Here is an 18188-nt window from a genome sequence, read left to right as displayed (position 1 = left end):
CGGGGACGTCCGGCCGTCACGCCGTTCCCTCCGGGCCCTCCAGCAGCCGCGCCACGCGCAGCCGGGCGATCCCGGCCAGCTCGGCCCGGACGACGTCCCGCTCGGTCCCCTCGTCGTTGCGCAGCCGTTCCCGCAGGCGGTCCAGCATCTCCCCGGCGGTCAGGCCGGCGGCGCGGACCAGGTAGACGTGGCCGAAGCGCGCCTCGTAGGCGCGGTTGCCCTCGGCCAGCGCGGCGAGCACGGCGGGGTCCGCCCCGGCGACCCCGGACTGCTCCCGCCGCGACCAGGACGCCTCCCGCCCGCCCGCACCGGAACCGGACGCTCCGGGGCCGGACGCTCCGGGGCCGGACGCGCCGGAACCGGCCGCATCGGGGCCGGTCACGCCGGGACCGGGCGCGCCGGGCGCGGCTCCGTCGTCGCGGGGCGGCTCGCCGATCCTGGGGTGGGCGGCCAGCGCCGTCAGCACCTCCGGCCAGCTCAGGCCGAGCACGGCCGCCTCGACCGCCGACTCCAGCGCGGCGAGGTCGCGGCAGGGGCGCCGGGCGGCCACCTCCCGCGCGAAGACCGGGGACGCGCAGCACGACAGCAGCCCGGCCTCGGCCTCGGCGGCTCCGAGCGCGTTGAACCCGGCGAGTCCCGCCTCGGCGGGGGCGTCGATGTTCGGCATGTGAGCAGTACACACAGTGCCGCCGCGCCGGTCCAGCAGCGGGAACTCCCAACCGGGCCAAAGGTTGGTCCCGGATTTTCGTGTCATGCTCCAAAACGCCGACGACGGAGGCGGCCGGGAAACGTCGGGGCCGGCGCATAAACTGACGGCACCATGTCTTCTCTCTCCCTCATCGGCGGACACGTCTCCGTCACCGGCGGCCTGGGCAAGGGCGGCCTGAAGTGCGCCGCCGACATCGGCGCCGAAATGATCCAGGTGTTCGTCACCAACCCGCGGGGCTGGGCGCTCGCCGACGGCGACCCCGCACAGGACGCCCTGCTCCGCGAGTCGGGCATGCTGTCCTTCGTCCACCTTCCCTACCTCGTCAACATGGGCACGCCGAGCGCCGAGACCCTGGAGAAGTCCACGACCGTCGTCCGGCACGGTCTCCGGCGGGCGTACGCGATCGGCGCCCCCGGCGTGGTGGTCCACACCGGCTCGGCGGTCAGCCAGCCGCGCGACGACGCCATGCGCCAGCTCCACGAGCACCTGCTCCCCCTGCTCGACGAGATCCCCGAGGACGGCCCCGACCTGCTGCTGGAGCCGATGGCCGGGCAGGGCGCGATGCTGTGCGCGACCGTTCAGGACCTGGAGGCCTATCTCGCGGCCCTCGACTGGCATCCCAAGGCGGGCGTCTGCTTCGACACCTGCCACGCCTTCGCCGCGGGCCACGACCTCTCGACCGCCGAGGGGGTCGCCGAAACGCTCGACGCGCTGCACGCGATCGCCCCCGGGCGGCTCCGGCTGATCCACGTCAACGACTCGAAGGACCCCCACGGGTCGAAGAGGGACCGCCACGAGAACATCGGCGCGGGTCACATCGGCATCGACCCGTTCGCCGTCCTGATGCGCCATCCGGTCGCGGCGGGCATCCCGCTGTGCGTGGAGACCCCGGGCGGCCCGGAGAAGCACCGCGAGGACATCGAGCTGCTGAAGAAGCTCCGCGACACGCCCGGCGCCTGACGCCCGCCGTCCCCTCCGGGCCGCCGCGCCCCCCGTGGCGCGGCGGCCCCCGCCGCCCGCGTCACCCCCCGTGGCGCGGCGGCTCCCGCGCCGCCGGGCGGGTCGTGCCCGCCGGCGGGGCGGAACGGGACGCCCGTTCCCGCGATCCGGCCGCCCCCGCGGACCGGATCACGGCTCCCCGCCGCCTCAGGGCGGCGCGGGCGTCCCGTCACACCGGAGCCGGCCGGGCCCTCCCCCGATGTCGGAGCCCGGCGCGGGTGGCCGCAGGAATCGGCCACCCGGAAATCCCGTCGCGTCAGACCACGTCAGGGGCCTTGCAGGCCCCTCGTCCCCCCGCTGACCCGGCGGTTTCGGCTCTCCGGTGTGTGAGAACACTAGAGCGGCGCCCCGGCGGGTGAACCGGGGTTCCCGCGCAGCGCGGTCAGCGGCGCGTAGTTGTCGCCGTACGGAGGGTGGCGGCGCGACGAGCGGCGTCCGGGAGACGACGAGCGGTCGCCGGAGACCCCGTGAACCCCATCCGCACCATGAGACACATGAGCATCGAGCGCCCGGACTCACGATCAGCCGACCGCGCCGGAGGGCACCGGCCGGTCCTGGAACTGGCGGACGAGCCGCTCGCGGACCTGCCGGGTATGGCGGCGGCTGACCGGCAGGGTCTCCTCGCCCACCTGGAGCACCACCCGGCCGCCGTCGAAGCGCAGCTCGCTGACGTGCCGCGCCGAGACCAGCGTGCTGCGGTGGACGCGGATGAAGCCCGAGGCGGCCCAGCGCCGCTCCAGCGCGGCCAGCGACATCCGTACGAGGTAGGCGCCGTCCACGGTGTGCAGCCGGACGTAGTCACCTTTGGCCTCGGCGAACCGGACGGTCTGCCGGGCGACGAACCTGGTCCGCCCGCCCAGCTCCACCGGGATGACGTCCTCGGCGGGCGGCTCCGCCTGGGCGGGCTGCGGGGACGCCGCGGACTCCAGGCGGCGCACGGCCTCGGCCAGCCGGTCGGCCCGCACCGGCTTGAGGAGGTAGTCGACCGCCTCCACCTCGAACGCCTGGAGCGCGCAGTCCTCGTGGGCGGTGACGAACACCAGGCGGGGCGGGTTGGGGAAGGCGCCGATGAGCCGGGCCAGGTCGAACCCGCCGAGACCGGGCATCCGGACGTCGAGGAACACCCCGTCGAGCCGCGCCCCGGAGCCGACCATCTGCACCATGTCCTGGAGCGCGGTGACCCCGCCCTCGGCGGTGGAGACGTGCTCGATGCGGGGGTCCTGGCGCAGGAGGTAGGCCAGCTCCTCCAGCGCGGGGACCTCGTCGTCGACGGCCAGGACTCGCAGCATGCCCCCACGCTGCTCCCGAACCGCGCTCACCGCAAGAGACATGTCAACTTTAGGTAATGCTATGACTACAAATAGCTATTGGAGGCGAGCGGCTCAGGAGACGAGCTTGGGGACGCGCAGCCGGACGGTCGTCCCCGCGCCCGGCGCGGTCTCCAGGACCAGCCCGTACTCCTCACCGTAGATGCGGCGGAGCCGCACGTCCACGTTGGACAGGCCGATGCCGCCCTCGCCGCGCCGGTCGTCCCGCCCGGCGCCCGGAATCGTCCCGGCTCCGGCGCCCAGGAGCGTCCTGGCGCGCTCCGGATCCATCCCGAGGCCGTCGTCGGCCACGCTGATGTGCGCCTCCCGCCCGGCGTCCACGGCCACCACCCGCACCCGCCCCGCACCGCCGCACAGGGCGGTGCCGTGCTTGATGGCGTTCTCCACCAGCGGCTGCACGCACAGGAACGGGACCGGCACCGACAGCACCTCGGGGGCGACCTCGACGGTGAAGTGGAGCCGGTCGCCGAACCTGGCCCGTTCCAGCTGCAGGTAGCGGTCCACGCAGTGCAGCTCGTCGGCCAGGGTGGTGAGGTCGCCGCCGCTGCGCAGCGCGTACCGGGTGAAGTCGGCGAAGTCGACCAGCAGCTCGCGGGCGTGCTCGGGGTCGGTGCGCACGAAGGAGGCGATGGTGGTCAGGCAGTTGTAGACGAAGTGCGGGGAGATCTGCGCGCGCAGCGCCCGCGTCTCCGCCTCCGTCGCGCGCCGCCGGGAGGAGTCCAGCTCGGCCAGCTCCAGCTGGGCGGAGACCCAGCGGGCCAGCTCGGCGACGGTCCGGACCGGCGGCTCGCCCGCCCCGGCGCCGTAGGCGGCCAGCGCGCCCACCACCCGGCCGTCCACCGTCAGCGGCGCGACCGCCGCCCCCCGTACGGCGCAGCCCGGCGTGCCGCAGGCCGCGGCGTCCCCCGCCACGGCGAGCGGACGGCCGGCGGCGAGCGCGGCGCGGGCGTGCCGGACCGCGTGGCCGCGGTGGCAGCCGGCCGCGCCGTCCCAGGCGAGGACCTCCTCGGTGTCGATCACCGCGACGGCGTCGGCGCCCAGCAGGGCGCGCAGATGGCGGACCGACTCCCGGGCGGAGCCGCGGCTCAGGCCGGTCCGCAGTGACGGGGCCGCCCGGGCCGCGACGCGCAGGGTGGCGAAGGTGGCCGCCGCCGCGTCCGTCGCCTCCTCCGGTGGCCCCTGCGGGTTCCGGCGGGTGGCCGCCCACCGGGACAGGACGAACCCGAGGAGCACACTGGCGGCGCACAGGAGCGCCCAGCCGCTGGTCGACATGACGCAAACCGTAGTCAAACCATTACGGTCCATCACGGGAAAACCTGGATCAGGGGGGACCTTCGCCTGGTTCCTCCTGATACGAGTAGCGCTGCTCGCTCCAGGGGTCGGCGACGTTGTGATAGCCGCGGTCCTCCCAGAAGCCGCGCCGGTCCTCGACCATGTACTCCACGGCCCGCACCCACTTGACGCTCTTCCACGCGTACAGGTGCGGGACGACGAGCCGGACCGGGAAGCCGCGCTCGGGGGACAGGGGCGCGCCGTCCAGCTCCAGCGCGAAGAGCGTGTGGTCGCGGGTGAAGTCGGCCATCCGTACGTTGGCGCCGTAGCCGTACTCGGCCCAGATCATCACGTGCCTGGCCTCGGGCGCCGGCGGGGCCAGCTCCAGCAGCGTCGCGGCGGCCACCCCGCCCCACTCGTTGCCCATGATCGAGAACTTGGTGACGCAGTGGAAGTCGGCGAGGACCGTGGCGCGGGGCAGCTCGGAGAACTGCGGCCAGGTGAACCGGTGCTGATCCCCGGAGGCGGTCGCCCCCATGACCTGGAACGCCCACGTCGCCGGGCGGAACGTCGGCACCCTGCCGTAGTGGATCACCGGACGGCCCCGGGGGACGTACTGCCCCGGAGGCAGGCGAGGTTCCTCCCGTGGAGGTTCGGACTGCTCCACCATCATTCCCCTCGCCTTCCCCGACGGCACGGGGTAATCCTGCCACCGCGCCTCCGGCGGCCTTCCGGTGCCCCCTCCCGCGGTCGGCGGCGCGGACCGGCGGCACGGCGCGGGGCGAGGCGGCACGGCGGCACGACGCGAGGCGGCGCGGGGCGAGGCGGAGGATCACCGGGGCGGCCGGTCCACGGCGCGGGGATGACGGTCCGCGGCGCCGGACGCCGGCCGTGCGCTAGTATTGCCCGCGATGCGTACTGCGTTCTGGTTTTGGTATGGCGACGGACCCGTAGGTCGGACCGATCGCCACCGGATGCTGCGCTGACATCCAGGCGAACGAAGGCCCCGGGTCCACCAAGGACCCGGGGCCTTCGCTTTCCCCGGGGCCCCTCGGAGGATCTCCCGCCGGCCTTCGGCGAACTTCCAAAGGTTCCTAAGGAGAGACATGGTCATCGTCATGAGCCCCGGCGCGACCCCCTCGGACATCGAGGCGATCGTGGAGACCATCGGCACGGCGGGCGGCGAGGCGTTCGTCAGCCGGGGCGTGAACCGCACGATCATCGGCCTGGTGGGCGACATCGTCCGGTTCGAGGCCCTCGACCTGCGCGCCATACCCGGGGTGGCCGACGTGATGCGGGTGAGCACGCCGTACAAGCTGGTCAGCCGGGAGAACCATCCGGAGCGGTCCACGGTCCGGGTCGGCGGCGTGCCCATCGGCCCCGGCACGGTGACCCTCATCGCCGGTCCGTGCGCGGTGGAGACACCCGAGCAGACCCTCCAGGCCGCCGAGATGGCGAAGGCGGCCGGCGCGACCCTGCTGCGGGGCGGCGCCTACAAGCCCCGCACCTCCCCCTACGCCTTCCAGGGTCTCGGCGAGGCGGGACTGCGCATCCTGGCCGACGTGCGCGAGGAGACGGGCCTGCCGGTGGTGACCGAGGTCGTCGACGCCCACGACGTCGACCTGGTCGCCTCCTACGCCGACATGCTCCAGGTCGGCACCCGCAACGCGCAGAACTTCGCCCTTCTGCAGGCGGTCGGCGGGGCGGGCAGGCCGGTCATGCTCAAGCGCGGCATGAACGCCACCATCGAGGAGTGGCTGATGGCGGCCGAGTACATCGCCCAGCGCGGCAACCTCGACGTCGTGCTGTGCGAACGCGGGATCCGCACGTTCGAGACCGCCACCCGCAACACCCTGGACGTCTCGGCCGTGCCGGTCGCCCAGCGACTGTCGCACCTGCCGGTGATCGTCGACCCGTCCCACTCCGGCGGCCGGCGCGACCTGGTGCTCCCGCTCGCCCGCGCCGCCATCGCGGTCGGCGCCGACGGAGTGATCGTCGACGTCCACCCGCACCCGGAGCAGGCGCTCTGCGACGGGCCCCAGGCGCTGGTGGACGGCGACCTCACCGAACTGGCCGACGTCATGCGACGCTTCCCGGCGCTGCTGGGCAAGACGGCCGCCGGTGAGCTGCTGACGCCCGCCTGACCCCGCCCTCCGCGCCCCGCCGGACCGGCTCAGCCCTCGATCTTGTACTCCTGGAGGGAACCGGCGAGCTGTACGGCGAGCTCCTCGGCGTCGAGCCGCTGCTCGATCCGCCTCAGGTCGGCGACCTTCGCGGCGGTCTCGGCCCGGCGGGGCGCCAGGAGGGTGCAGCAGTCCTCGTCGGGGAGCTCGGAGATCTCCAGGGTGCCGATGCGCCGGGCCTCGGCCATGATCTCCGTCTTGTCCAGGCCGATGAGCGGGCGCAGGATCGGCATGTCCACGGCGTCGTCCTGGGCGGTGATGTTCTGCAGGGTCTGTGAGGAGACCTGGCCGAGGGAGTCGCCGGTGACCAGCGCTCCGGCGCGGAGCCGCCGGGCGACCTCCTCGCCCGTCTTGAGCATCAGGCGCCGCTGGGCGATCACCGCCAGGCGGTCCTGTCCGGACGCCTTGATCGACTGCTGGGCCTTGCCGAACGGCACGACCCACAGCCGGGACCGGCCCTGGAACTTGTCCAGCGCCCGCACCAGCGCGTACGCCTTGTAGATCGACTCCGACGTGGTGAACGGGATGCCGGAGAAGTGCAGGAAGTCGACCCGCAGGCCGCGGCGCATCATCCGGTAGGCCGCCACGGGCGAGTCGATGCCGCCGGACATCAGGACCAGGCCGCGGCCGCTGACGCCGACCGGCAGGCCGCCCTGGCCGGGCAGGCCGCCGGTGAAGACGAACACCTCGTCACGGTCGACCTCGATGGAGACCACCAGGCCGGGGTTCTTCAGGTCGACGGGCAGGCCGTAGATGTCGTTGAGCTCTCCGCCTACCGTGCGGTCGAGCTGCATGGACGTCAGCGGGAAGCGCTTGTCGCGGCGGCGGGAGCGGACGGCGAAGGAGACGCCGCGCCGGACGTCCTCCCGGTCGGCCAGCAGCTCGATCGCCGCCTTGGTCACGGCTCCGGGGTCCTTCTCCACCCGCCAGGCCCGGTGGACCCAGACCAGTCCGGGGACGTGGGAGAGCCGCCGGGCCACCTCGTCGGCGACCTCGACGCCGGTGCCGTCCGGCAGGAAGACCGCGATGACGCCGTGGCGCTGGCGCACGTCCGGTTTCGGGCCGAGGTCCTTCAGCGCCGCCTTGATGTTGGACTGAAGCCGCCGTTCGAAAAGCTCGCGGTTGTCCCCCTTGAGGACGACCTCGCCCAATTTGAGCAGCACGCAGGGCTCGCCCAAGGCGGACATGGTCATGGTGCAACCTCCGGTGGCGCTTCGAGGGGAATGTAGGGGTATGGCCAAGTCTGGCGCGGTACCGCGTAAAGGCAATGGCTCGACCTCGCCACTTTAGTCGCCGTCATGACCTGTCAGCGCCCGCGCGGAGGCGCGACGGGGCCGGGAAGCGGGTGTGCGAACGGGACACGGGCGGGGCGCGGGCGGAACCGGGGCGGGGCGGGACCGGGGCAGGGTGGGATGCGTCCGGGACGGGGCGGCGCAGGCAGGGCGCGAGCGAAGGGCGGGGCACGGGAGTACGGGAGCGCGGGGACAGGCCGCGGACGGCGCGGGAGCAGGCCACGGACGGCGCGGAAAACGCCGAATGGGAGAACACCGCGCGAGAGAACACGGCGCGGGAAAACCCGAGCGGAAATCCTGGGCGGAAATCCTGGGCGGAAAGAACGGACCGAGGGCGCGCGGAACGGCTCCGCGGCGCGGGCGCTCCTTCCCCGCACCCCTCGGGGCGGGCGGAAAAGGAGCGCAACGGCCGTTCAGCGGCTCTTCGGCATGGGCGCCGGCCGGGGCGGGTCAGCCGCCGCCACCACCACCGCCACCGCCTCCACCGCCGCCTCCACCGCCACCGCCTCCACCGCCGCCACCACCGCCGCCGGCGGTGTTGATGTTGGTATTGGTGTTGGAGACGTTGGCGCCACCACCACCGCCTCCACCGCCGCCTCCTCCTCCGCCGCCTCCTCCTCCGCCGCCGCCGCCACCGCCTCCACCGCCACCGCCACCGCCGCCTCGGCGGGCGTAGCACCTGGCGGGATTCCTCTTCTTCCAGCAGGGCGTCGCCGCGGAGACGAAGGCGGACGTGGAGGAGACGGTCTCGACTGTGGTTCCGGCGCTGGCCGGCTGGGCGGACATCGTCACGGGGACGGCGAGAGCGGAGGCCAGCAGCGCGCCGGCGGCGATCGCGTTCTTCGTCTTGATCATGGGAGATCACTCCATGTCGTACGGGGCCGGCCCGGCCGACACCCGGGGCTGAGTGAGACGTGGAATCGGCGCCGGAGAAGGCGCCGGAGCGGCACAGAACCGCAAGTCCCACGGTAAATCGCAGCAAGTCCGGCGCTTATCACACCGAAGCAAAAGCATTGATCCGCACGAATTACCTTTCGATTCAACCGCGAAACAGAAAGGAATCGACCGGTCACCTTATGTGACAACGATTCGGTGGAGGGCTTTCCCGGCGAAGATTCTCAGCGGCCCCGGAAGGCAACGGCCGGGTAGGTCGTCACGACCCGGCCCGGCCGTCTGGGGGAAATGATTCCGTCCGGCTTCTGGGACGGAAAGGCGGGGGTTACCGCCGTTTGGGAATGACGACGGCGTCCGTCGCGGGCGCGCGTCCCACGGGAGGGGCGGAACGGAGGAGGGGCGGAACGGAGGAGGGGCGGAACGGAGGAGGGGCGGAACGGAGGAGGGCCCGCGGGGACGTCGTCCTCCGCGGGCCCTCACCGGCGGCCGGCCGGCACCGGATCCGCCCGTTCGACCGGCCCCCGGCGACTCCCGTCGGCAGGCCCGGCGACCCCGGTCATCCGATCCGGTGATCTCCATCGACCGGCCCGGAGACCTTTGCCGTCCGGCCCGGTGGCTCCCGTCAGCCGAAGAAGACCTCCGCCTCCTCGTAACGGCCGACCGGCACCGTCTTCAGTTCCTTGGTGGCCTCGCCGAGACCGGCCCGGACGATGTCGGTGCCCCGGAGCGCCACCATGACGCCGAACTCGCCGTCGTGGACGGCGTCGATGGCCTGCAGCCCGAACCGGGTGGCCAGGACCCGGTCGAAGGCCGTGGGCGTGCCGCCGCGCTGGATGTGGCCGAGAACGGTGGTGCGGGCCTCCTTGCCGGTCCGCTTCTCGATCTCCTTCGCCAGCATCTCGCCGATGCCGCCCAGCCGGACGTGGCCGAACGCGTCGAGCTCGCCGGCCTGGAGGGTCATCTGACCCTCGATCGGGTGGGCGCCCTCGGCGACCACGATGATCGGCGCGTACCGGGTCTGGAAGCGGGACTCGACGTAGGCGCAGACCCGGTCGATGTCGAACGGCTTCTCCGGGATGAGGATGACGTTGGCGCCTCCCGCCATGCCCGCGTGCAGGGCGATCCACCCGGCGTGGCGGCCCATGACCTCGCAGATGAGCGCCCTGTGGTGGGACTCGGCGGTGGTGTGCAGGCGGTCGATCGCCTCCACGGCGATGTTGACGGCCGTGTCGAACCCGAAGGTGTAGTCGGTGGCGTTCAGGTCGTTGTCGATGGTCTTCGGCACACCGACGACCTTGACGCCGCGGTCGAAGAGCTGCTTGGCGACGCCGAGGGTGTCCTCGCCGCCGATGGCGATCAGGGCGTCGACCCCGGACTCGGCCAGGTTCGCCTTGATCCTCTCAACGCCGCCTTCGATCTTCAGGGGGTTGGTCCGGGAGGAGCCCAGGATGGTCCCGCCACGTGGCAGGATCCCCCGGACCGCATTGATGTCCAGCGGCACCGTCTCACCTTCGAGCGGGCCGCGCCAGCCGTCGCAGAATCCGACGAACTCATGTCCGTAGACGCCCACACCCTTGCGCACGACGGCGCGGATCACGGCGTTCAGTCCGGGGCAGTCGCCGCCCCCGGTTAGCACTCCGATACGCATGGCATCCTCCGGTGGTTCCGAAACAAGACAGCCAGAACGAGTGGGGTGACACGACCGGCGAGGTCTCCCGCGCCGACCTCACGCATTCTGCCTGCTGAAAGACCAATGGTCTAGACCAAATGGAGGAGACTTCGACGTTGTCCGCGCCTCCCGTGCCGGTACGCCGCGGGCCCGCGCCCGGATGTCCGCCGCGACGGGCGGGGACGGTGCGGCCCGGGATGCACGAGGAGGTACCTTCCCGCATCCGGGCCGCGCGACACGGGTACGGCCGTACGTTCCGGGCCGTCCCGATGCCGCTCGGGGACCGGCCGGATCGGGCCGCGACCATCTCACGGGGGCGACCGTACGGGCCGCCATCCCCTCCTCCGGGCCGGTCAGCGCGCGCCGAGGCCCGCCGAGGCGAGGTTGTCCACCGCCGGGTGGCTGCGCCCGGCCGGGCCGGCGGCGAAGGCCCGCAGGATGTTCACCGTGCTGCGGCGGACGAACGCCCTGGCCCGCCCGGTGACGCCGTGCCCGCATCGGGCGCCGCGCAGCGCGCAGACCCAGCGCATCGTGCCGGAGTTGAACACCCCCGCGCCGCTCGGCGCGGTGTAGTAGGCGCTGTGCGCGACCGTGGACCGCCCGCCGCAGTCGACGGGCGAGACCGACAGCACCTCCACGGGGCGGGGCGCGTTCAGGCCGATCCGGTCGGTCTCCACCCCCGCCATTCCGGGGAAGCGGGTGCCGCGCCGTACGCCGGTGCCCTGGAAGATCCAGCTCCGCGGGCGGTGGACCACGTAGGCCGCCTCGGCGGGATAGCAGTCGTACATCGGGCCGGTCAGCGAGCTCTCGGGACGGCGGTCGCGCCACAGGCCGGTGCGGGGGTCCTCGGCGGTGTCCTTGTGGCAGACGACCAGCCGGCCGGGGCCCAGCGGCGTCGCGGCGAACCTGATCCGCCAGTAGACGGCGTTGGCGCCGAGGAAGGCGACGTTGACGCCCCGGTCGCGGGCGGTCTCGACGGCGCGGCGCATGCGCGGCGACCAGTACTCGTCGTGTCCGAGGGAGACCAGGCCCCGGGCGCCGTCGAGGGCGTGCGGGTCGTCGTCCAGGTCCACACTGGTGAGGTAGGCGAGCGGGACGCCGGTGCGCTCGGCGAGGGCGATGGCGTCGTACTCCATGTCCAGGAAGAGCCGGGCGCCGGAGGTGTCGTAGGGGCGGTCGAAGCTGACCGCCCGGGAGCGGTCCTCGAAGCCCCCGGGACCCAGGTAGAGGCTGCGGCCGCCCCAGTCGTTGTACGCCTGCCAGGTGGTGACCGCGTTGACGACCGTCATCCGCCCCCGCGCCGAGGCGGACCTGACGGTGACGGGGACGTAGCGGCCGCCGCCGGTGGCGGCGTCCAGGCGGATCAGGTAGGAGCCCTCGGGCCAGCCGGTGGTGTCCACCTCCGGGCCCGGCCGCCAGCGGGCGGCGGTCACCGTGCGGGTCGCGGCGACGACCTTGGGCGCCGGCTGCCGGACGCCGGGCAGCCCGGCCACCCGCCACACCCGCCGCGCGCCGGCTCCGCCGTACCAGCCCATCCGGAAGGCCGTGGCGGTGTAGCGGTCGGCCGTGGTCGAGACGTACAGCCGGAACCTCTCCCCCGGCAGCACGCTGACCCGGTCGGCGAACCCCTCGATCTCGTGCGCGGCCCCGAGGCGGCGCAGCCGCCAGTGCGGGTCTCCCGGCCTGGCGTTCTCGGCGGCCGTGTCGTTCCCGGCGGCGCCGCCGGGATTCCCGGAGTCCCCGGCGGCGCTCCCGCCGCGGGCGTCACCGGGCGCGGCGGGCCGGGAGCCGGAGGGCGCGAGAGTGCTCGCGGGGTGGTGGGCGGCGGTCGCGCACCCCATGACCAGTGCCGTGGTCACCAGCAGGGTGACCACCAGATGCGAGGGCGTGCGGGACATGCCCGGCATCATCGCCGCCCGGCGTACGCCCCGTCCGCGACTTGACCGGCCCCTGCCCCGTCCGTGGGGAAACCGTCAGGACGGCGGCAGGACGCACGAGGGCGTGCCGACGGCGAACGTCTCCTCGGTGTCCCCCGGGACGCCGTCCCTCATCGGCAGTACGGCCACGCCCGCGGACCGCTGGTTGGCCACGTACATCCGGTCCCCGGCGACGGCGAAGTGCCGGGGCCACGCGCCGCCGCAGGGCACCTCGGCGACCGGCTCCAGGCCGGGCGCGGAGAACACCGAGATCGTGTCCGGGCCCCGGTTGGCGACGTAGACGAAGCTCCCGTCCCCGGACAGTTCCAGGTGCGAGGGGTGGTTCTCGCCGGCGGCCGCGCTGGCCGGGACGGCCCGGACCTCCCGCCAGCCGTCGTCTCCGGCGTCGTAGGCGCGGACCGTGCCGTCCAGCTCCCCGGCGACGTACCAGCGGTTCCCCGCCCTGGCCATGTGCCGGGGGCCCATGCCCTCGGCCAGCCGTACCGGGCCGCCGGGGTGCGGGGTCACCCGGGCCGCCGCCCGGCCGGGGTCCGCGACCAGGTAGCGGCGGATCTCGCCGGCGCCCAGGTCGGAGACGTACAGCACGCCGTCGGGCCCGAAGACGGACTGGTGGGCGTGGGAGTCCTCGCGGTGCGGGAAGACCTGGGGGGCGGCGAGGGCGCCGGTCTCGTCGATCGGGTACACGCTGACGACGCCGTCGCCGTAGTTGGCCACCGACAGCAGGGTCCCGGAGGGATCGACGGCCAGGTGGCAGGGGGTGTCCCCCTCGCTGGGCCGTCGGTCGGTCTCGGTGAGCGTCCCGTCGGCGGCGCGGGCGAAGACGGCGACCGTGCCGGGCTCGCCCTCGCCCACCGCGTACAGGACCGGCAGCCGGGGATGGACGGCGAGGAACGACGGGCTCGGAGCGGGCGTCTCCGCGACCCGGGTGAGCCCGGCCGGCTCCATCAGGGTGATCCCCGGGCCCGTGCCCTCGGTCCCCGGCGTGTCGCCCGGTGTGTAGCCGCCGATGTACGCGATCTCCGCCATCACTCTCCTACCGTCGTGGGGGCGGCCCGTGCCGCCCCCGAACCTTTCCGCCGCCCTGGGCCCTTCCGGGCCCTCAGGGCCTTTTCGCCCGTCACGGCCAGGTTGAGAACCTAGCGCACCCGGCCTTCCCACGAGAGGACGCTTAATTCATTGACTCGGTCATAGAAATGGTTGATCGTGTCAGGCATGGTTTCGGACATCGACCGCCGCGTGGCGGACATCCGCGCGTTCAACCGCTTCTACACCGGCGTCATCGGCGTACTCCACCAGGGCATCCTGGACACCCCCTACTCCCTCACCGAGGTGAGGGTGCTGTTCGAGCTGAACGGCGGAGACCGGACGGAGACCGGCGAGCTGCGGCGGCTGCTCGGCCTCGACGCCGGCTACCTGAGCAGGATCCTCGGGCGGTTCGAGAGCGACGGCCTGGTCACCCGCGAGCGGTCGGCGGCCGACGCGCGGCGGCAGGTGGTCTCGCTGACCGCCGCCGGCCGCGCCACGTTCGCGACCCTCGACGAGCGCTCGGCGGCCGAGGTGCGGGGCCTGCTGGAGGGGATCACCGAGGAGGACGCGCGGCGGCTGGTGGCGAGCATGGCGACGATCCGGGAGATCCTCGCCCCCGCCCGGCGGGCGGAGCCGTACGTCATCCGCCCGCCGCGCCCCGGCGACCTGGGGTGGGTGGTGCACCGGCACGGCGTGCTCTACAGCCAGGAGTACGGCTGGGGCGCCGACTTCGAGGCGCTGGTGGCGAGGATCGTGGCCGACTACGTCGACCACCACGACCCTCGGCGCGAGGCCGGGTGGATCGCCGAGGTGGACGGCGAGCGGGCCGGGTGCGTGTTCTGCGTGCGCAAGGACGACGGGACGGCACTGCTGCGGATGCTGCTGGTCGAGCCGTCCGCCCGGGGCATGGGGATCGGCGGGAGGCTCGTCGGCGAGTGCGTGGCCTTCGCCCGGACGGCGGGCTACCGGCGCATGGAGCTGTGGACCAGGAGCGTGCTGACCGGCGCCCGGCGGATCTACCGGGCGACGGGCTTCGAACCGGTCGAGGAGCGGCGGGCGGGCGACGTCGTCGAGGAGGTCTGGGCGATGGATCTCTGACCCGCTCCGCCCGGGAGCCGTGACGGGACCCGAGCCGGGGCCGGGGGCCGAGCCGGGCCGGGCCGGGCCGGGCCGGGGACCGGACGGGTGAGGGTGACCGGGATCCGGGGCGGGCGGTGGCCGATGCGGTGGAGCCGACCCGGCGCGAGGCCGCACGCCGGGCGAAGGCAAAGTTCCAGCAAGGACACGGGCGGGCGTCCTCCAAATCGGACCGTCCCATCCCCAAGATCCGCATCCGGGGACCCCCGGGGGTCCACAGTGGATCTACGCAGATCTCGCGCGGACCCCGCGTGGGCCGTGGACCCCCGTACAGGGACCCGCGGACCCCGCGCGGGTCCCGCGTGAGATCCCTCGCCGCCGCCCCGGGAGGACCGTTGAGCGAAGGACTCGCGTTCGCCGAACCGATCCCCGAGGTCCCCGAGGCCCCCGAGCCCTCCGGGACCGCCACCCGGACGGGCGCGCGGCGGGCCCTCGTCCTCCTGGACGCGCCGCCCGCCACACCCGACCGGCCCTTCGACCCCCCGGCCGCCGGACGGCCGGACATCCGCCTGGCGGCGGTGCTGCGCGCCGAGGGCTTCGCAGTCGACGCCCGCCCCGGCGAGGGCGCGCGGGACGACGGCGAGCGGGTGTGGGAGTTCCTGCGGTCGGCCGGGGACGGCGACGTGCTGATGATCCGGCTGCCCGGAGGCAACGCCTGGACCTCCGGCCAGCTCGGCTCCATGATCGGCGCGTTCGGCCGGCGGGTCGGCGATTCGGCCGCGGCGGCCGTGCTGCTGGTCATGGACTTCGGCTGGAGCGCCCTGGACGGCTCGGCCCCGCCGGTCAGGCAGCTCGGCGTGGCCGGGGAGCCCCGCCTGTCCGCGGCGGCGCTCACCCTGGCCCTGCGGTTCGGCGAACCCGCCCACGGGCCCGCCCCCAGCCTGACCGGTGTCCTGGCCGACGGCCTGGCCGCCCTGGCCGCCGATCCGGCGCGCGGCCCGGTCACCGTCGGAGACCTGCACGCCCACGCGCTGCGCCACTACGCCGCCGTCTCCTCCCCCCGCACCCCCATCCTGCTGGCGTACGGCCCCGCCGCGGCCGTCCCGCTGACCCCGCCCCGCCCGCCCGCCGCACCCGCGCCCTCACCGGTGCACGCCGCCTTCGCCCGCACCCTCACCGTGCTCGGCGACCCCGCTCCCCCGGCCTCGGGCACCGAGATCGTCCGGCGGGTCTACGAGCTGCACCTGAGCGAGCACGCCCGGCAGGTGCTGCGCGGCGCCTCCCTGCTGGAGGAGGGCGAGCCGGTCGAGGAGATCCTCGGCGACGCCGCCGAACTGCGGCACTGGGGACTGCTCGGCGAGACGGCCCTGTTCGCCCACCCCGACGTGCGGGCCTTCGGCTACTCCCGGCTGAGCCCGGCGGAGCGGGCGCGGACGTCCGCGCTGCTGCGGCGATGGCGGGCCGGGCGGCGGGCCGTACAGCCACGGGCCAGGCTCACCGCCGACCGGTGGACCACCGACGACCAGCTCGGCCACCGGGTCTACGCCGAGGCGATCGCCGCGTTCGTCCGCCACCCCGAGACCCGGCCGCCGCTCACCATCGGCGTCAAGGGCCCCTGGGGCGCCGGCAAGACCTCCCTGATGCGGATGATCCAGGACCTCCTGGACCCGGGGGCCGCCGGGGACGGCCCCGCCGAGATCCACCTGCCGGACCCCGGCGGAGCGGGCGACCTCACCAACGCCGAGGTGCTGTCCAGGGCCGGGCGGCGACGGCGCGGCGACGCGGGCCGGGCCGAACCCGGAGCCCTGCCGGTGCGGCGGGCCGACTGGCGGCCGACGGTGTGGTTCAACCCGTGGATGTACCAGAGCGGGGAGCAGGTCTGGGCCGGGCTGGCGCACGAGATCATCAGCCAGGTCACCCGGCGGCTGCCCCGCACCGAGCGGGAGCGGTTCTGGCTGGAGCTGAACCTGTCCAGGATCGACCCCGAGGCCGTCCGCCGCCGCGCCTACCAGCTCGCGGTGACCCGGCTGGTGCCGCTCGCCCTCGGGCTGCTCGCCGCCCTCGTCCTCACCGGCGCGCTGCTCGCCGGGGCGGCGCTGCTGACGGCGTTCGACGCCCTGCTGCGGAGCACGGCCGCCGCGGTCGGCGCGGCCGGGGCGGTCACCGCGGTCGGGGCGGGAGCCGTACGGCTGGCGAGGTTCTTCGGCGAGTCCGCCGGAAACGCCTTCTGCGACCTGGTCAGCCAGCCGGACCTGTTCGCCCCCGGACCGGCCGACGGCCCGGCCGGCGAGCTGATGGGCGGCCCCGGTTACCGGTCCAGGGCGGGTTTCCTGCACCTGGTGCAGACCGACATGCGGCAGGTGCTCGACCTGGTGGCCACCGAGGAGCGGCCCCTGGTGGTGTTCGTCGACGACCTGGACCGGTGCTCGCCTGGGACGGTGGCGCAGGTCATCGAGGCGATCAACCTGTTCCTCGCCGGGGAGTTCCCCAACTGCGTGTTCGTGCTGGCCATGGAGCCGGAGGTGGTGGCCGCGCACGTCGAGGCCGCCTACCGGGATCTGGCCGAGACACTGCCGGCCGACGGGCGGTCCGGGCTGGGCTGGCGGTTCCTGGAGAAGATCGTGCAACTGCCGCTGAGCGTGCCGCTGCTCGACGACGCCGACCGGCTGCCGGCCTTCGTCCGGGCGCTGCTGGGCCTGCCGGAGGCCGCCGACGTCCCGCCGACGTCCCCGTGCGGCGAGCCCGGGAACGGCCGCCGCACGGCCGGCGGCGGCCGGGACGCGACCGGAGACGGGGACGGCGGGGCGGCGGGGGCCGGAGACGGGCGGGGCGGCGCGGGCGATGGAGGCGCGGGCGGGGACGGGGCCGCCGGGACGGCCCGCCCCGACGTGCCCGGGGCGCGCGCACCGGTCGGCGTGCCGCTCGCCGTATCCCGGCCGGGACCGGTGAAGCCGCCGGACCCGTCGCTGGTGAGCCGCCTGGAGGACGCGATCTGGGCGCTCCGCCCGACCGCCGCGACCCTGGACGAGGCGGCGCGGCGGGCCCAGGAGGAGCTGGGCGTGGACTGCCCGGACGCGATCGGCGGACTGGCCGCGGCGACCCGCGAGGCGGCCGACCGGGTCTTCGACGAGCTCTACAGCGACGAGAACGCCTACCGGGCCATCGAGTTCGTCCTGCCTGCCCTGATGTTCTTCAACCCCCGGGAGATCAAGCGCTACGTCAACGTCTTCCGCTTCTACTCGTTCATCGCCTACCGGCGGACGCTCGCCGGGGCGGATCCCGCAAGCGACGGGGAGGTCGCCAAGCTCGCCGCGCTGACCATCCACTGGCCGCACCTGCTGACCTCCCTGGCCAGGGAGACGGGCGGGACGACCGCGCTGGAGCGGCTGGAGGCGGCCGCGGGCGACGACGCCGCCTGGGAGCGGGCCGTACGCGAGTGCGGGCTCGCGGCGGTCCGCGAGGCGGGGTCTCCGGGGCCGTTCCCTCCGGAGCCGTACGGACCTCCGGGACCGTACGGACCCCCGGGACCGGCCGGGCAGTGGGGAGCGCCGGGGCTCTGGGGACCGTCGGTGATGCCGGGGGCGGACGGCGACGGGGACGTCGTCCACCTGGACCCGCTGCGGAACCTGCTGCGTTTCCCGCACCCCGTCGCCGCCCTGGCCCGCCACCTCCTCTGACGGCAGGTACCGAGCCGGACCCGCCCGCGGACCCGCCGCCGCGTGGACGCACCCGCCCGTGAGGACCGGGAGACCTTCGGCTTCAAGACCTGACCGGCCAGGACCGGACGCCCTCGCCCGTGAGA

Annotated in this window: 14 protein-coding genes; 5 read left to right on the top strand and 9 right to left on the bottom strand. The window is 74.3% G+C overall.

Annotated features, from left to right (window positions below):
• Nucleotides 1–16 precede the first annotated feature (16 nt).
• Complete coding sequence (locus AB0D67_RS15020) at nucleotides 17–667, bottom strand: 2-oxo-4-hydroxy-4-carboxy-5-ureidoimidazoline decarboxylase (RefSeq protein WP_362934472.1); 651 nt, start codon at nucleotides 665–667, stop codon at nucleotides 17–19.
• Between the two features lie 153 nt (nucleotides 668–820).
• Between AB0D67_RS15020 and AB0D67_RS15015 the strand changes: the two genes are divergently transcribed.
• Complete coding sequence (locus AB0D67_RS15015; RefSeq protein WP_362934469.1) at nucleotides 821–1669, top strand: deoxyribonuclease IV; 849 nt, start codon at nucleotides 821–823, stop codon at nucleotides 1667–1669.
• Between the two features lie 560 nt (nucleotides 1670–2229).
• Here AB0D67_RS15015 and AB0D67_RS15010 read toward each other — a convergent pair.
• The 3 genes from AB0D67_RS15010 to AB0D67_RS15000 all read right to left on the bottom strand — a co-directional run bounded on the left by AB0D67_RS15010 (nucleotide 2230) and on the right by AB0D67_RS15000 (nucleotide 4978).
• A complete protein-coding gene (locus AB0D67_RS15010) occupies nucleotides 2230–2997 on the bottom strand; it encodes a LytTR family DNA-binding domain-containing protein (RefSeq protein ID WP_362934466.1) in 768 nt (255 codons plus the stop codon).
• A 93-nt stretch (nucleotides 2998–3090) separates the two neighbouring features.
• Nucleotides 3091–4308, bottom strand: coding sequence for a histidine kinase (locus tag AB0D67_RS15005; protein ID WP_362934463.1), 1218 nt, complete (start codon nucleotides 4306–4308; stop codon nucleotides 3091–3093).
• 49 nt (nucleotides 4309–4357) lie between these two features.
• Nucleotides 4358–4978 (bottom strand): molybdopterin-dependent oxidoreductase, encoded by a 621-nt coding sequence (locus AB0D67_RS15000; protein ID WP_362934773.1) that lies wholly within the window; start codon nucleotides 4976–4978, stop codon nucleotides 4358–4360.
• 436 nt (nucleotides 4979–5414) lie between these two features.
• Between AB0D67_RS15000 and aroF the strand changes: the two genes are divergently transcribed.
• Nucleotides 5415–6452 (top strand): 3-deoxy-7-phosphoheptulonate synthase, encoded by a 1038-nt coding sequence (aroF, locus tag AB0D67_RS14995; protein WP_362934460.1) that lies wholly within the window; start codon nucleotides 5415–5417, stop codon nucleotides 6450–6452.
• A gap of 29 nt (nucleotides 6453–6481) precedes the next feature.
• Here the strand turns inward: aroF and thiI are convergent, their stop codons facing one another.
• Together thiI and AB0D67_RS14985 are read right to left on the bottom strand one after the other, a co-directional pair.
• Nucleotides 6482–7684: a tRNA uracil 4-sulfurtransferase ThiI gene (gene thiI, locus AB0D67_RS14990; protein WP_362934457.1), complete on the bottom strand. Its 1203-nt coding sequence runs from the start codon at nucleotides 7682–7684 to the stop codon at nucleotides 6482–6484.
• A 512-nt stretch (nucleotides 7685–8196) separates the two neighbouring features.
• A complete protein-coding gene (locus tag AB0D67_RS14985; protein WP_362934454.1) occupies nucleotides 8197–8439 on the bottom strand; it encodes a hypothetical protein in 243 nt (80 codons plus the stop codon).
• Between the two features lie 77 nt (nucleotides 8440–8516).
• On the opposite strand from AB0D67_RS14985, the gene AB0D67_RS14980 reads away from it, so the two are divergent.
• Nucleotides 8517–8690 (top strand): hypothetical protein, encoded by a 174-nt coding sequence (locus AB0D67_RS14980; RefSeq protein WP_362934451.1) that lies wholly within the window; start codon nucleotides 8517–8519, stop codon nucleotides 8688–8690.
• 609 nt (nucleotides 8691–9299) lie between these two features.
• Here AB0D67_RS14980 and AB0D67_RS14975 read toward each other — a convergent pair.
• The 3 genes from AB0D67_RS14975 to AB0D67_RS14965 all read right to left on the bottom strand — a co-directional run bounded on the left by AB0D67_RS14975 (nucleotide 9300) and on the right by AB0D67_RS14965 (nucleotide 13309).
• The gene (locus tag AB0D67_RS14975; protein WP_362934448.1) at nucleotides 9300–10325 is read right to left on the bottom strand and encodes a 6-phosphofructokinase; all 1026 of its coding nucleotides are present in this window, start codon (nucleotides 10323–10325) and stop codon (nucleotides 9300–9302) included.
• A gap of 374 nt (nucleotides 10326–10699) precedes the next feature.
• Nucleotides 10700–12244 carry a N,N-dimethylformamidase beta subunit family domain-containing protein gene (locus tag AB0D67_RS14970; RefSeq protein ID WP_362934445.1) on the bottom strand — a complete coding sequence of 515 codons (1545 nt, stop codon included), beginning with the start codon at nucleotides 12242–12244 and terminating at the stop codon, nucleotides 10700–10702.
• Nucleotides 12245–12319: 75 nt separating this feature from the next.
• Entirely contained in the window at nucleotides 12320–13309 is a 990-nt protein-coding gene (locus AB0D67_RS14965) for a beta-propeller fold lactonase family protein (RefSeq protein ID WP_362934442.1), read from the bottom strand.
• A 186-nt stretch (nucleotides 13310–13495) separates the two neighbouring features.
• Here AB0D67_RS14965 and AB0D67_RS14960 point away from each other — a divergent pair, with 186 nt between their 5' ends.
• A complete protein-coding gene (locus AB0D67_RS14960; protein ID WP_362934439.1) occupies nucleotides 13496–14407 on the top strand; it encodes a helix-turn-helix domain-containing GNAT family N-acetyltransferase in 912 nt (303 codons plus the stop codon).
• Nucleotides 14408–14781: 374 nt separating this feature from the next.
• Entirely contained in the window at nucleotides 14782–18063 is a 3282-nt protein-coding gene (locus AB0D67_RS14955) for a P-loop NTPase fold protein (protein WP_362934436.1), read from the top strand.
• Nucleotides 18064–18188 lie beyond the last annotated feature (125 nt).

The sequence above is a fragment of the Streptosporangium sp. NPDC048047 genome, from assembly GCF_040653115.1.
Classification (GTDB): domain Bacteria; phylum Actinomycetota; class Actinomycetes; order Streptosporangiales; family Streptosporangiaceae; genus Streptosporangium.
This window is presented reverse-complemented; position numbering and strand designations above follow the sequence as displayed.